General features: G+C 47.9%; 18 protein-coding genes. 15 read left to right on the top strand and 3 right to left on the bottom strand.

Translation table 11 applies throughout. The annotated features are described in order from the left end of the window. The first annotated feature begins 287 nt into the window (after positions 1–287). From CXF83_RS02980 to CXF83_RS02945, 8 genes are all read left to right on the top strand, one after another. Positions 288–1,115 (top strand): MotY family protein, encoded by an 828-nt coding sequence (locus tag CXF83_RS02980; RefSeq protein ID WP_232775016.1) that lies wholly within the window; start codon positions 288–290, stop codon positions 1,113–1,115. Then, entirely contained in the window at positions 1,112–2,419 is a 1,308-nt protein-coding gene (locus CXF83_RS02975) for a sigma-54 interaction domain-containing protein (RefSeq protein WP_101090813.1), read from the top strand. Before CXF83_RS02980 ends, CXF83_RS02975 begins: the two co-directional genes overlap by 4 nt. A 29-nt stretch (positions 2,420–2,448) precedes the next feature. After that, positions 2,449–2,787 (top strand): flagellar hook-basal body complex protein FliE, encoded by a 339-nt coding sequence (gene fliE / locus CXF83_RS02970; protein WP_101090815.1) that lies wholly within the window; start codon positions 2,449–2,451, stop codon positions 2,785–2,787. 79 nt (positions 2,788–2,866) lie between these two features. Continuing rightward, complete coding sequence (fliF, locus tag CXF83_RS02965) at positions 2,867–4,582, top strand: flagellar basal-body MS-ring/collar protein FliF (protein WP_101090817.1); 1,716 nt, start codon at positions 2,867–2,869, stop codon at positions 4,580–4,582. A 48-nt stretch (positions 4,583–4,630) separates the two neighbouring features. Then, entirely contained in the window at positions 4,631–5,617 is a 987-nt protein-coding gene (locus CXF83_RS02960) for a flagellar motor switch protein FliG (protein WP_232775053.1), read from the top strand. Next, positions 5,617–6,369: a flagellar assembly protein FliH gene (fliH, locus tag CXF83_RS02955; RefSeq protein WP_101090820.1), complete on the top strand. Its 753-nt coding sequence runs from the start codon at positions 5,617–5,619 to the stop codon at positions 6,367–6,369. The genes CXF83_RS02960 and fliH overlap by 1 nt, the downstream gene beginning before the upstream one ends. Further along, on the top strand, positions 6,359–7,702 hold the full coding sequence (locus CXF83_RS02950) for a FliI/YscN family ATPase (RefSeq protein WP_101090822.1): 1,344 nt from the start codon (positions 6,359–6,361) through the stop codon (positions 7,700–7,702). The genes fliH and CXF83_RS02950 overlap by 11 nt, the downstream gene beginning before the upstream one ends. After that, on the top strand, positions 7,699–8,112 hold the full coding sequence (locus CXF83_RS02945; RefSeq protein WP_101090824.1) for a hypothetical protein: 414 nt from the start codon (positions 7,699–7,701) through the stop codon (positions 8,110–8,112). The genes CXF83_RS02950 and CXF83_RS02945 overlap by 4 nt, the downstream gene beginning before the upstream one ends. Positions 8,113–8,124: 12 nt before the next feature. Here CXF83_RS02945 and flgN read toward each other — a convergent pair whose 3' ends face one another. From flgN to flgA, 3 genes are all read right to left on the bottom strand, one after another. Further along, a complete protein-coding gene (flgN, locus tag CXF83_RS02940) occupies positions 8,125–8,583 on the bottom strand; it encodes a flagellar protein FlgN (RefSeq protein ID WP_101090826.1) in 459 nt (152 codons plus the stop codon). Then, positions 8,576–8,863 carry a flagellar biosynthesis anti-sigma factor FlgM gene (flgM, locus tag CXF83_RS02935; RefSeq protein WP_101090828.1) on the bottom strand — a complete coding sequence of 96 codons (288 nt, stop codon included), beginning with the start codon at positions 8,861–8,863 and terminating at the stop codon, positions 8,576–8,578. The genes flgN and flgM overlap by 8 nt, the downstream gene beginning before the upstream one ends. A gap of 110 nt (positions 8,864–8,973) precedes the next feature. Further along, positions 8,974–9,720 carry a flagellar basal body P-ring formation chaperone FlgA gene (gene flgA / locus CXF83_RS02930; protein WP_101090830.1) on the bottom strand — a complete coding sequence of 249 codons (747 nt, stop codon included), beginning with the start codon at positions 9,718–9,720 and terminating at the stop codon, positions 8,974–8,976. 84 nt (positions 9,721–9,804) lie between these two features. Here flgA and CXF83_RS02925 point away from each other — a divergent pair, with 84 nt between their 5' ends. Genes CXF83_RS02925 through flgH form a run of 7 tightly spaced genes read left to right on the top strand, consistent with a single transcriptional unit; the run spans position 9,805 to position 14,751 of the window. Then, complete coding sequence (locus tag CXF83_RS02925; RefSeq protein ID WP_101090832.1) at positions 9,805–10,155, top strand: flagellar basal body rod protein FlgB; 351 nt, start codon at positions 9,805–9,807, stop codon at positions 10,153–10,155. 6 nt (positions 10,156–10,161) lie between these two features. Continuing rightward, on the top strand, positions 10,162–10,581 hold the full coding sequence (gene flgC, locus CXF83_RS02920) for a flagellar basal body rod protein FlgC (RefSeq protein WP_101090834.1): 420 nt from the start codon (positions 10,162–10,164) through the stop codon (positions 10,579–10,581). Continuing rightward, on the top strand, positions 10,581–11,243 hold the full coding sequence (locus tag CXF83_RS02915; RefSeq protein WP_101090836.1) for a flagellar hook capping FlgD N-terminal domain-containing protein: 663 nt from the start codon (positions 10,581–10,583) through the stop codon (positions 11,241–11,243). Before flgC ends, CXF83_RS02915 begins: the two co-directional genes overlap by 1 nt. Before the next feature lie 22 nt (positions 11,244–11,265). Further along, entirely contained in the window at positions 11,266–12,474 is a 1,209-nt protein-coding gene (flgE, locus tag CXF83_RS02910; RefSeq protein WP_101090838.1) for a flagellar hook protein FlgE, read from the top strand. Positions 12,475–12,483: 9 nt separating this feature from the next. Further along, the gene (locus CXF83_RS02905) at positions 12,484–13,218 is read left to right on the top strand and encodes a flagellar basal body rod protein FlgF (RefSeq protein ID WP_101090840.1); all 735 of its coding nucleotides are present in this window, start codon (positions 12,484–12,486) and stop codon (positions 13,216–13,218) included. Between the two features lie 23 nt (positions 13,219–13,241). Next, entirely contained in the window at positions 13,242–14,027 is a 786-nt protein-coding gene (flgG, locus tag CXF83_RS02900) for a flagellar basal-body rod protein FlgG (protein WP_101090842.1), read from the top strand. A gap of 49 nt (positions 14,028–14,076) precedes the next feature. Beyond that, positions 14,077–14,751, top strand: a complete 675-nt coding sequence (gene flgH, locus CXF83_RS02895; RefSeq protein ID WP_101090843.1) for a flagellar basal body L-ring protein FlgH — start codon at positions 14,077–14,079, stop codon at positions 14,749–14,751. The last annotated feature ends 24 nt before the right edge of the window (positions 14,752–14,775 follow it).

Genomic DNA, 14,775 nt, shown 5'->3' with positions numbered 1-14,775 from the left:
ACAAACAAATCAATCAACTTAAATAATATTACACAGCTTACAATATAACTTAATTAAATACACCTTACTTTAATGTAAATACATAAATTTGTTTTAATTACGCATAATAAAAATAAAAAGTTTTACATGTTTTAATATTACGTGTTTAATTGGCAACGCTAAAAAGTGTGATACCAAAAACAATAAAAATAACAGTGCATGCATTTAAGGATTATGAAAAATTGAAATACTCAGTTTATATTTCGGCCTGTTTGGTTTTTATGTGTACAGCCATAACAAATAACGCGATGGCGACATCGATCAAATATCAAACACCTTTTGAAAAGGCCCAATGGCTGTTTTCAGGGGATCCATTTGGCTGTGAAATTAATCATAGAGTGCAGAGTTTTGGTACTCTGGGACTTATCGCCAATCCTGGTGAAGCACTCACTCTATCGCTGCAAGCTGACTGGTTGAGTTTAGATAACACCCAGAGCCAAGCCTTTGTCGTCCCTCCTTCTTGGCAAGCACAAACCCAACAGCCTATCGCGACAACCTCGCTGCATTGGCTCGGTTCTCAGGCATTAGCTCAACACAATACCAATGCATTTTTAGAAGCGCTCGAACAAGGCTCCATCTGGCAAGTTAACATTGCCACACCAGAGAGTAGCAGCTATCAAATAAGCTCCAGTCCGATCTCCACCCAAACGGTCGCGAATCAATTTCGGATCTGCCGTCAACAACTGCTGCCTAAACCCTTTCGTTATTTGCGTCGTCTTGAGTTGCAATTTGCGACCAGTTCAAGCCTGTTAAGCGCTGCACATGAACAAGACCTTTATGCTATGTATCGCTATATCCAAGCAGATCCAACGATCGCTGAGGTCTTAATCGATGGCCATGCCGATGCATCTGGTGACCATCTCGCTAACTTGGTGCTCAGTAAAGCGCGTGCTGACGAAGTGATGTCTCGACTCATTGAGCTCGGAGTGCCAGCACAGATGATCCAAACACGGCATCACGGTAACCGAGCCCCCGTAGCCAGCAACTTGGATACCGCAGGGCGAAAGCTGAACCGCAGAGTCAGCATACGTTTAGTGAAATCAGCAACGCCGTCTGCTTTGGGAGCATCAAAGTGAATCCTTCTAGTTTAAGGTTTATCGACGCCCAACTACCGCCATCAAGCCTGAAAAAATTAATTCAGCAAGGATTTAGCCTTTGGCAAACCGATGATGACAGCGCTCCATGGCTGAGCTTAGTGAACCTTTCTCAGTGCAACAGCCACAATGTTGCTAGCCAGCTAAGGCAGTTTCCAGGTAAACACCAAGTCGCGCTGCTAGAACCGGAGCAAACCGAACTCGCCAGTATGGCAATGCAATGTGGTGTCCAAGACTACCTACTGCTGCCAATAGACGAAGAGCAGCTATGCTCTCTACTGCAGCGACTACGCCGACTAGAATTACCCAATAATGAGTTAATTTGTGCAGCCCCCGTCAGTCGCCAACTGCTTATGCTTGCTCATCGAGCAGCAAGTACCGAAGCCACAGTATTACTCACTGGCGAAAGTGGTACCGGTAAAGAACCTCTGGCTCGCTATATTCACCGTCATTCCGACCGTGCTGAACAGGCTTTTGTCGCCATCAACTGTGCCGCCATCCCTGAAAGTATCTTAGAGTCCATTCTATTTGGTCATGTTAAAGGCGCCTTTACTGGCGCCACCACCGATCAACCCGGTAAGTTTGAATTCGCCAATGGTGGCACCATCTTGCTCGATGAAATCGCTGAAATGCCGCTCTTATTACAAGCAAAATTGCTACGTGTTTTGCAGGAAAGAGAAGTTGAACGCTTAGGCAGCCACAAATCAATCGCACTCGACATTCGTGTTATTGCCGCCACCAATAAAGATCTGCGTCAAGCCATGCTCGATGGTCAATTTAGAGAAGATCTGTTCTATCGCTTAGATGTGCTCCCGATCAAAATATTACCGCTTAGGCAAAGGCGCGAAGACATTTTGCCAATCGCTGAGCATTTTTTGCAACGCTATAAAATGTTGACGCTGAACCAACAGTGTTACTTCAGCGAACAGGCACGCAATGTACTCCTAAGCCACGATTGGCCTGGCAATGTCCGCGAGCTCGAAAATACCATACAACGCGCACTTGTCATGCGCCGTGGGCAAGCCCTGCAAGCTGAAGAGCTTGGCTTAGCAAGTCAAAATAGTAGTGCACAGCTCGAACCCAATGAGTCTGGCCTAAAAGCCTCAAAACGTCAGGCAGAGTTCCAATACATTATCGATACCTTAAAACGCCATAATGGCCACCGAAATAACACCGCACAAGCACTTGGAATGACCACCCGAGCTTTGCGATACAAACTGGTACAGATGCGAGAAGAAGGCATTGATATAGAACAAATTTTATCACCTTCAGGTCACGCGGCGTAAGTCACTACTAGCATAATTAAGGAGCACTAATGTCAAATGCCAACATCGCCAGCGCCCAATCAATGATCCAGCAACTCAGTATCCACTCTGAGATGGCAAAGGGGGCAATAAAAGTAGGTGTTAATCCTCGAGACTTGGGGCTTCAGCCTGCTTCATTTACCGAGCTGATGAAGCATAAGGTTGCCGCAATCAATGCTGATCAAAATACCTCATCAGCCTTAGTTCGAGCCGTAGATAGTGGTGAAAGTGATGACTTAGTCGGCGCTATGGTCGCATCGCAAAAGGCCAGTCTGTCGTTCGCAGCCATGATTCAGATCCGAAATCGTTTAGTGCAAGCATTTGATGAAGTCATGAAAATGCCAATCTAAGCCATGTATATCCAGTTAATCACTCGTGTAATAACGCCCAAAAATCAACTCGCCTTTTTGAGCAAGGAATAAGCAAAGCATGTCGACCACATTGACTCAAACCAGCCCAGCCATAACCGATGTAAATGGCAATAATGATCGTCTTAACACCTTGAAGCAAAAATGGCAGCAGTTCAGTCATGGAGATAATTACGCCGCGACATTGGCTATTCTGGCTATCGTTGCCGCCTGTGTCATCGTGTTGATGCTGTGGAGTACAGGTCGAGGTTATAGTCCGCTGTATGGTAATCAGGAAAACGTCGAAACCTCCCACATCATTGAAGTACTCGAAACCGAAGGGATCCGTTATCGCCTCGATCCCACCAGTGGATTGGTGTTAGTACCTGAAGACAAATTGGGTAATGCACGTATGGTACTCGCCGCTCGTGGCGTTAAAGCCAAAGTTCCTTCCGGCATGGACTCGCTCGATGCGTCGACCATAGGCACCAGCCAGTTTATGGAACAAGCTAAGTATCGCTATAGTTTAGAGGGTGAGTTATCACGAACAATCATGGCACTAAAGGCCGTTAAATCTGCGAGAGTGCACCTAGCCATCCCCAAGAAAACCCTGTTTATCCGCCAACAACCTGAGCTACCATCAGCCTCAGTGATGTTAGCGCTTTATGCTGGAAAGCACCTACAGCCTGAACAAATCACCTCTATCGCCAACTTGGTCGCAGGCAGTGTGGCTGGCATGACCCCCGAACATGTGCAAATTGTCGATCAAGAGGGTAACCATTTAAGTGCTGATATCAATGCAAGTCAGGACATCACTCAAGCACGAGACAAACAACTACAATACACCCAAGAGCTTGAGCAGAACTTGGTTAGCCGCGCCTCAAGCATGCTACAACCTATTCTCGGACAGGATAATTTTCAAGTACAGGTTGCCGCCACGGTAAACTTCAATCAAGTCGAAGAAACACGTGAATCACTTGATCCACAAACTGTTGTGAGTCAAGAAAATCAAAGCACAAAACAAACCAGTGGCAACATGGCTCTAGGGATCCCCGGCGCCTTGAGTAACCAGCCCCCGACAGCAACACCTGGCACCAACAGCAACAGCAACCTCAACCAACAAGAAAGCCGTCAGTTTGAAATTGGCCGCTCAGTTAAACACACCCGTTACCAGCAGATGCAGTTAGAAAATCTTTCTATCGCGGTGCTCCTCAATAGCCAAGCCGCTGGCGAAACAGGATGGAGTCAACCTCAACTCGACCAGATAAGTAACATGGTACAAGGCGCGATTGGTTACTCAACCAACCGTGGCGATCAATTCAGCATCAGTAGTTTTAATTTTGCGCCAATAAAAGTGGTTGAGTTTGAACCCCTGCCTTGGTGGCAAGCCGAGAGCTACCAAACATATTTACGTTATTTAATCGGTGCGATTTTGGGGCTAGGGATGATCTTCTTTGTGCTACGCCCATTGGTACAGCATTTAACGCGCACGGTTGAATACAACGTCAAAAAAGACTCGCTGGACGCTCCGACCCCCTTGATGCCATCAGCAGAAGCCAGTACCAATAACGCCATTAGTGATGCACAGCATCAAGCTGATGCCTTGTTGGACATTGAAAATACCAACGTTAACAACAACTGGAACAGCAATCTCAGCTTACCCGCACCGGGCTCACCATTAACGATACAAATGGAACACCTCAGCTTGCTCGCCAATCAAGAACCAGCACGCGTTGCAGAGGTGATATCGCAGTGGATTAGTGACCAAGAAAATGAACAAGCGTCTCATCAGGCTTAACAGAAATAGGTAACCAAAACAGTGAATAACAATGAAGTCACAATAAAAATGGACAACCTAGAGCAAGCCGCCATGCTGCTGCTTAGCATGGGTGAAAAAGGGGCTGCTCAAGTCATGTCTCACTTGGATCGCCATGATGTACAACACTTAAGCCACAAAATGGCACGGTTATCGAGCATAACGCAAGACGAAGCTGAAGCGGTGCTTGGGCGTTTCTTTAAGCGTTACCAAGAGCAATCAGGTATCGCTCGGGCCTCACGTACTTATTTGCAAAAAACTTTAGATCTCGCCTTAGGAGACCGTGTTGCTAAAAGCCTGATTGACAGTATCTACGGCGATGAAGTTAAAACCCTCATTAAACGGCTTGAATGGGTCGAACCGCAATTACTGGCCCGCGAGATAGCTAACGAGCACAGTCAACTGCAAGCGGTGTTATTAGGCTTACTGCCCGCAGACAGTGCAGCACTCGTGCTGCAAGGCCTGCCCGCTGAAGTGCAAGATGAAGTGCTAGTGCGTATCGCTCAACTTAGTGATATCGACCGAGAGGTCGTTGATGAGCTTAAGCAACTTGTCGAACGCTGTATGCTGATCGCTATGGGGAAAAGTTACACGCAAGTCAGCGGTGTCCGCCAAGTTGCCGACATTCTCAACCGTTTTGAGGGCGACAGAGAGCAATTAATGGAGATGCTCAAACTGCATGATAAGCAGCTAGCCAACAATGTGGCAGACAACATGTTCGACTTCATTATTCTAGGACGTCAGAAGCCAGAAACTTTACAGGAAATCATGGAAGTCGTGCCTGCTGATGTACTGGCTCTTGCCCTGAAAGGCATCGATAGCGAGCTTAAATCCACTTTACTTAGCGCCTTGCCAAAACGCATGTCATCGGCCATCGAAACCCAAGTCGAAGCCATTGGTAGCGTACCATTAAGCCAAGCTATTGCCGCTCGTAAAGAGATCATGGCATTAGCAAAACAGATGATGGACGACGGCGAATTCGAGTTACAACTGTTTGAAGAGCAGGTAGTAGAATAATGACCGATACTGTCAATAAAATAGATCCTCGCTGGCGTCTGGTTGGCCATCACGCACGCCGACACCGTTTTTCACCTCTGATAACAGAGAGTAATGCCGACACTGAAACCGCTGGCTGGCAAGATTTTCAACAGGCATTCGATAAAGGCTACAGCGAGGGCGTGCAAAAAGGCCATCAAGCTGGCTTTATCTCTGGTGAAGAAGAGGGACAACAAGCAGGTCATGCCGCGGGTTTCAACCAAGGTCGAATCGAGGGGCAGCAAAAAGGTAAAGACAATATTGATGAGCAGCTCAATAGCATCATCACCCCCTTAAGTGCGCTGCAATCTCTACTTGAAGAGGGACACAATCAGCAGATTTTGCAGCAACAATCTTTAATCTTAGATCTCGTCAGACGGGTATCTTTGCAGGTGATCCGTTGCGAACTCACCTTGCAGCCGCAACAGATCTTAACCTTAATAGAAGAAACCTTAGCCGCACTGCCAGACGACCCTAGCAATGTCAAAATTCACCTTGAGCCAAGTGCTGTAGAAAAACTTAAAGAGTTAGCAACAGATAAAATTCAATCTTGGAGCCTCGTCGCCGATGCCAGTATTAGCGCCGGTGGCTGCCGTATCGTCAGCGAAACATCTGATGCTGACGCGTCAGTAGAAACTCGCCTTGATCGCTGTATGGCTCAAGTGGAAAACCACTTGCAAGACACTCCAATTATACAAGAGCAACCATTACACGAGACTCAAGTTGAAGCTTAGTGCTGATATTCTAAACTGGCCCAAGATCCCAGTCGCCCAAGTCTACGGACGTCTCACTCGAGTTAATGGTCTTTTACTCGAGGCTGTTGGCTGCCAATTAGGCACCGGCGATCGTTGCCATATCGAATGTCGCGACAATCAACTCGTCGAAGCAGAAGTGGTCGGCTTTTACAAAGACACACTGTGTCTCATGCCTATCGAACCGACCAGTGGTCTAATGCCTGGCGCACGCGTCATGCCCATTGAGGGACGCTATCAAATTCCGACCGGCTTAGGCTTGCTTGGCCGAGTGCTTGATGGCTTGGGCCAACCTCTTGATGATCTCGGCTGTATTAAACATATTCCTCAAGTGCCCTTACAGTTCAAAACGACTAATCCGCTCAAACGGACACCGATCCGCGAACCATTAGATGTTGGGATCCGCGCGATCAATGCGTTGTTACCCGTAGGCCGAGGCCAGCGCTTGGGTCTGTTTGCAGGTTCAGGCGTGGGTAAAAGTGTCCTGCTGGGCATGATGACTCGCTTTACCGAAGCCGATGTTGTTGTTGTTGGGCTCATTGGCGAACGAGGCCGAGAAGTCAGAGAGTTTATTGAGGAATCACTGGGTGAAGAGGGGCTTAAACGTGCCGTTGTCATCGCAGCACCTGCCGATACCACTCCTTTAATGCGCATGCGCGCAATGCGCCTGTGTCATCACATTGCAGCGGGTTACCGCGATCAGGGCAAACACGTGTTAATGCTGGTTGATTCATTAACCCGTTATGCCCAAGCTCAGCGTGAAATAGCTCTCAGCTTAGGAGAACCCCCCGCCACTAAAGGTTATCCACCTTCGGCCTTTGCACAACTGCCTCGCCTCGTGGAAATGGCAGGCAACAGTCAGCACCCGACGGGCACCTTAACCGCGTTCTATACGGTGTTAACCGAAGGTGATGACCAGCAAGATCCGATTGCCGATTCAGCTCGTGCGATTTTGGATGGCCATATTGTGCTTGACCGTAAGCTAGCGGAGCAGGGGCATTTTCCAGCAATTGATATCGGTGCATCTGTCAGTCGCTTAGCAACACAAGTCGCTCACCCTAATACCTTAAAACAGGGGCAATGGTTTCGTCACCTCAACAGCCGCTACAACGAAGTTAAAGACTTACTGCCTTTGGGCGGTTATCAACCCGGTAACGATCCTGATATGGATATGGCCGTAAGTGCCTACCCACAGATGGCAACTTTCTTACGCCAAGAGACTCACACTCAAGCCGATCTAACGCAAAGCCTTAACGCATTAGAACTGTTAGTCAGTAAAATGGGCTTCTCTTTGACAGCTGGAGACACTGAATGAAGCAATTATTGAGGTTGTGCCAACAAGAAGAGAAAAAACTGAGTCAGCTTGGGCAACAAAGAAACGCAGCCCAAAGCAAAATGGATACCATAGAACAACAAAAGCTGCAGTTAGGGCAGATGATTTCAGACTATAGTCACGCGAATGCAACTTGCCCATCAGCCCTGCTACTGCAAAACAGTGCGCAGATGGTGCAAGTGATCGAGCCGATGTTAAAGCAGCTCACCCGTAAACAATTGTTATTACAGCAAGAGCATCAAAGAATGCATGGACTATGGCGTCAACAGTTAGGACGTCAGCAAGGAATACAGTGGCTGTATAAAGAACGCTTACAGCAACATGAACTGCTACAGCAAAAGCAAGAACAGAAGCAACTTGATGATCTGGCTGGGCGTTATTCCCGTCGTTAATCAGGTAAACAATTAACGTGTGTCACCGTAATCGATAGCATTATCGTTATCTCGATTCAGCAGCTGACTGATGACCTCTTGCTGTGCCACTAACAATTGACCATTAGATTCGTTGACTAATTGGCTATCTTTAACCAATAACAGCAGATTGTCCCACAGTATAGAGACCTCTGATGCCGATGCTGCTGGTAGCTTGCTGATCAAGCTCACCATACCGCTCGCGCTACCAGAAAAACCTAAGGCTTCTAACATTTTGCGGCGTTCGCTCGCCTTTCGCATCAAGCTAGAGCACAATTCAGACTGGTGCTGGTTATGATAAGTTAAGCCATTATTATCGCGCCGCTGCATCAATTCACGCTGGCGTTTTAGTAAGCTTTTTAGTTGTTTATAACCTTCAATATCTTGACGAATGCCTCGTACAATACGTTGGACTAACTCACGCTTGCTACTCGTCGGCACGGATTCAACCATGTTGCTGCACCATAGTTTCAGCCAGTTCCTCAAGGTTTAACTCAAAACTACCATCAACCAAAGACTGACGCAGCTGCTCAACCTTGCTTAGATCAAAGTCAGGCAACTGCTCTAAGCTGTGTTTAGTATGTTCTAGCAGTCTGCAATCTTCACTGACTTCCTGCTGGGCCTTAATCGGCGTTGCAACAGGCTTTTCTGGCACAGGTATCGCACTTTGCGTTTTGCTTTTGCTCATCCCCATGTCAGCACTGATCGTGCTACTTACTTTGCTAATTTCCATAATTTCTGCCTTAAATTCGCCTACTATAGGAAGTAAAGCGACCCTTTAACGCCGATCTGAAATAACCAAGCCATTTATTTAGGCTAAAACGTAAGCGATGTTAACCCCGCTTAAAATAGGGTCGACACCCGCCCTTTTGCTATCGGATAGGCTGAGATAATTTTACCCGAGCTCAAATTTTTAACCCGAATGGCTTTGCCCTCGCCACCGCCTTCCAAGGCTTCACCGGGCATATTGGCGTAAAAGCCATTACTGCGGGCCTCAATGATCACTCGGTCGCCAATATTAATCCACTGTGGCGCACTTAATTGCAGCGCCTTAATCGGCTTATAACGACGTAACTTTCGCACCACTTGCCGACCAATAATATGCTCGATATCGGTCACTAAATCTTTATCTGCTGCACTCAGTTTTAACAGCTTCCAATCAATATCCGCCGCATTAATCTGCTCGCCACGCTTTAGCACGCGATTGGCCACGGGAAGCCTGGCACTCACATCGACTGACGCTCGCACATATAAGCTCCAGCCCATCGGCTCACAACTCACCTTGCGCTGCACATTACCTAAAGGAACCCGCCTGCTGATTTCAATCGTTAGTGCCGACGAGCACGTCGCGAGTCTTTTAGCCCCCGATGGCACTTTGATATCGACGGTAGACTCAAGTTGACTCAACCCTGCTTGCTGCTGCCATTCACGCAGTTCTGCTGATAACAATTGCGTAAATTCTCGCTCAATTTGTACCGCTGTACCTGTGTTCTCTTGCGCCAGACTTAATGGCGGAAATAAACAGGAAACACTGAGGAGGAAGTAGGAAATACAGGTTCCGATCTTTCGCCAAGCATAAACGTAAACCATTGAAACACCTCGGTTATAACTATTGGCACAGTAATTGGATATACAAAGAGTAATTAAGCAGGACATACCATACTAGGAGTCGGAATGGCTATCAACCTTGATGCCGCATTAGGTATTCACCCACAGACATTAGATTTTAGAGTCGAGCGCAGCAAGATGCTGGCAGGTAACTTAGCAAATGCCGAAACTCCCGGCTATAAAGCGCGTGATCTCGACTTTAAAACGGTGATGTTACAGATCAATTCCGGCATGTCTCCAGACCGAAATTACCAAGAAAGCTTTCGTGTGCCTTACCAAACCTCAGCTGACCAAAACACCGTCGAATTAGGTAAAGAGCAAGCTAGGTATTCGCAAAACGCCATGGATTATCAAACTAGCCTGACTTTCCTCAACATGAAGATCTCAGGTTTACGCACTGCTATCGAAGGTCAATAAGCCACTATGTCATTTTCTGAAATTTATCAAATTGCTGGTTCTGGCATGCATGCCCAAACCATTCGCCTTAACACCGTTGCCAGTAACTTAGCCAATGCCGGCGCCGCAGCAGAAAGCCCTGAAGAGGCTTTCCGTGCTTTAAAGCCCGTTTTTACCACCATCTATAAACAGACTCAAGAAGGTCAAGTCGCCGGCGCGCACGTGGAAGTCTCCGCCATAGTGCAATCTGATGCACCACTGGATCTGCGCTATGAACCCGACCATCCCTATGCTGATGAGCAAGGTTACGTGGCCTACTCCAACGTTAATACCGTTGAAGAGATGGCAGACATGATGGCCGCCAGTCGTTCATTCGAAACCAATGTTGAAATAATGAACCGTGCCCGTTCTATGCAGCAAGGTTTACTGCAATTAGGAGCCAAATAATGAACGTCACCACCAGCAGCAATAACAGCAATGTAAATACACCAGGCACCATCAGTTCACCCGGTAACGATTCGGCTTCAATCAAGAACGAATTCATGACCTTGATGATTGCCCAAATTCAAAACCAAGATCCAACTAATCCCATCGATGGCACCGAGTACGTGACACAGTTGGCGCAATTTTCTCAAGTTGAAAGCCTAGAACAAATGCGCGCTAATCAGTCAACGCAGATGGTGTTGATGGAAAATCTTGGCATTGTGCAATCAGCGCAACTCGTCGGCAAAGATGCCATGGTGCCTGCGTCAGAATTTAACATCGATAACTCACCGCTAGAGGGCAAGGTGTATCTCAACAATGCCGTTGAAGAGTTGAGTATCGATATCCTTGATAGCAATGACGAAGTGGTACACACATTAGAGTTAGGCGCACAAGAAGCGGGGGATAAGGACTTTACGATCAACCCTGAGGCATTAGGTCTTCCACCGGGTGACTACAGTATCGTCGCCAACACCACTGCAGGCGACGTCACTAAAACTGCCGACACCTTCATCCAAGCAAAAATCGAAAAAATACACTTTATCAGCGCCTCAGGAATGATGATGGCTGAATTAGGTAATGGTCTTGGCACTGTCTCTGTGCTGGAAATCTCTGAAGTTTCATAACTGGTTAGCAAAGGATTAATCGATGTCTTTCAATATTGCGTTAAGTGGCTTACAAGCAACCACACAAGATCTAAACACTATCAGTAATAACATTGCTAACTCTTCAACGGTCGGCTTTCGCAGCGGTCGCAGTGAGTTTTCAGCCATCTATAACGGCGGCCAAGCAGGCGGCGTCAATGTGATGTCCACCAGCCAAAACTTCTCTAACGGTGGTAGCTTAACTTATACGGGTCGTCAGCTTGATATGGGCATTCAGGGCGATGGCTTCTTCGTCCTTAGTGGCCAAGATGGCAATACTATGTACGCTAGAGCAGGCATGTTTAACCAAGATGCCAACGGTTTTGTCACCGATCCTGCAGGCAACCGCTTGCAAGGTTATTCAGTGGGAGCCACCGGTAATCTGCAGACGGGTAACGTAGCCGATTTACAAATACAAGCAGGCGCTTTACCCGCCAAAGCCACAACAACCTTAGGTTTGGTCTCTAACTTAGATGCCAGAGTGGATATTATTGATCCCCTAGCCACCCCATTTGATCCCGATAATGCAGCCACCTATCACTCATCAAGCACCGTCACGGCGTATGACTCGCTGGGTAAGGAACATGCCCTCACTCAGTACTATACCAAAACGGCTGATAACACTTGGTCTGTGCATTACATGATGGGTAATACCGATGTCACACCTGCTGGCGGCCACCAATTGAGCTTCGACTCTGACGGTATTCTTACTGGCGGTAACTCATTAACTTTGGCGATCACCGATCCTAACATTATTGCTGGCGCATCCAACATGAACCTGGCACTCAGTTATGACAAGAGCACCCAATATGCCTCTGACTATAACAACTCTAGCCTGAGCCAAAATGGCTATACCTCCGGTGAACTAAACGGTATTCGTTTAGATGATAGCGGTATGCTATTTGGCACCTACACCAATGGCCAAGAACAACTGCAAGGCCAAGTCGTATTGGCTGACTTTAATAACCCTAACGGCTTAACACCGACCAGCAACAATGCGTGGACAGCAACGAATGCCGCAGGCCAGCCAATTATCGGCACACCCACTACAGGCACCTTGGGTTCAGTCGCTTCTGGATACCTTGAAGGTTCCAACGTCGACACCACTGCCGAAATGGTCAACTTGATGACAGCGCAGCGCAACTATCAGTCAAACGCCAAGGTGTTAGATGCCAATTCAACGATGCAACAAGCATTGCTAAACGCGATTTAGGCCTAACTCATGGACAGAATGCTCTATACCGCCGCCAGAGGCGCAGCCCGAGTGATGGAAGCACAAGCTATCCGCGCCAATAACTTAGCCAATGCTGATACTACTGGCTTTAAAGCCGATTTAGAACGCGTTAACGCCATGGTCGTTGCCCCAACAGGTAACAGCTTGCAAACTCGCGTATTGGCGCAAACCCAAAGTAGCGGATTTAGTCAGCAAAGCGGGGCATTAAATCCGACAGGCAGAACCTTAGATCTTGCCATCAATGACGCGGGTCTATTTTCGGTGATGACCGCTGCAGGCGAAGGCTATACCCGATCAGGCGCTATACAGCCAGACGCCAATGGCCAACTCACCTTAGACGGTCGTCCCGTCGCTGGGGTCGATGGTCCCATCGTGTTACCCGAGTACCGTGAGCTATTTGTCGGTGATGACGGCAGGTTAAGCATTATCGCTGACGATGGCGGCATCATTGAAGAGATTGGCCAACTGAAACTGGTTAACCCCGATATCAGCACCATGAGCAAAGGCCTTGACGGTTTACTGTATCCCGCGGATCGCCAGCCATTGCCTGCCAGTGAGGAAGTGAGACTTAGCAGTGGTTTTCTTGAAGCCAGCAACGTTCAAGCAGTGGGAGAGCTCATTGCCGCAATGGACTTAAGCCGTCAGTTTGAAGTGCAAGTCAAACTAATGAAAAGCGCCGAAAAACTCGCAGAAGCTGGCAACAGACTACTGCGTGATGCCTAGATTCGATTTGAAAGGACAATAAAATGCAATCAGCTTTATGGGTCAGCAAAACGGGCTTAACCGCTCAAGATACTAAAATGACCACCATTGCCAACAACTTGGCAAACGTAAACACCACAGGTTTTAAACGTGATCGTGTTGCCTTCAATGATCTTTTTTACCAAGTGCAACGCCAGCCAGGCGGTCAAGTCGATGCCCAAAACGAACTGCCATCAGGATTACAGCTCGGCACGGGTACCCGTGTTGTCGGCACCCAAAAAGTATTCACTCCCGGTGACATGCTTACCACCAATCAGCAACTCGACCTCGCGATTGAAGGCCAAGGTTTCTTCCAAATTGAAGAAGCGAATGGCGACATTAGTTTTTCCCGCGACGGTCAATTCTACCGCAGCAGCGAAGGTCTGATGGTGACTTCGCAAGGATTACCCATGGTGCCCAACATTGAGATCCCTGAAGACGCGCTCACCGTCACTATCGCGACTGACGGTACCGTCTCAGCACAAATGGCTGGCCAACCAGATGCACAAGAATTAGGCCAGATCACCCTCGTCAATTTTACCAACCCTGCAGGGCTAGAAGCCCGCGGTAATAACCTTTATCGCGAAACGGGCGCATCGGGTGCGGCAATAGAAGGCATTGCCGGTGACCAAGCACTGGGCCAAATACGCCAAGGTGCGCTAGAAGGTGCCAACGTCAATGTGGTGGAGGAGATGGTCGAGATGATCTCTACTCAGCGAGCGTACGAAATGAATGCCAAAGTCGTCTCGGCCTCAGACGATATGCTCAAGTTCCTAAACCAAGCTCTGTAAAACGCGCTTAATCATTGACTCAGTAATAGAACTCGAAAAGGGAGCCCCAATGCAATCAACACGGATAGGCTTAAGTTTAGCGTTGATACTGCTATTGTCTGGCTGTATCGCTCATATTCCAGAACCTGACACAGAGCCAGGTAAGCCTGAATGGGCACCGCCAGAGATTGATTACAGCCTACCTGATGCAGAAAACGGCAGTGCTTATCGTCCAGGCTTCATGCTAACGCTATTTAAAGATAAACGCGCTTTTCGAGAAGGCGATATTCTCACTGTCGCTCTAGATGAGGAGACCTATTCAAGTAAGCGGGCCGACACCAAGACCAATAAGGTCAGCGGCATGTCAATTGATGGTCAAGGCTCGACGGACGGCAGTAGTGTCAGTGGTAGCGGTGAAGCGAATATGGGTCGTTCATTCAACGGCACAGGCTCAAGCACGCAGCAAAACCAGCTATCAGGTTCTATCACAGTCACTGTCGCCAAAGTGTTGCCTAATGGCGCCCTGTTGATCCGCGGTGAAAAATGGCTGCGCCTCAACCAAGGCGATGAATACTTGCGTTTACTGGGGCTTATTCGTACTGACGATATAGGTAACGACAACACTATCTCGTCGCAACGTATCGCCGATGCGCGAATTATATATGGCGGCCAAGGCGCCATTTCAGACAGCAACCGTATGGGTTGGGCCGCGCGTTACTTTAATAGCCCTTGGTTTCCGTTGTGATGATTTGTTTGAGAGTTCAAATTT

It is taken from the genome of Shewanella sp. Choline-02u-19 (assembly GCF_002836205.1).
GTDB lineage: Bacteria > Pseudomonadota > Gammaproteobacteria > Enterobacterales > Shewanellaceae > Shewanella.
This window is presented reverse-complemented; position numbering and strand designations above follow the sequence as displayed.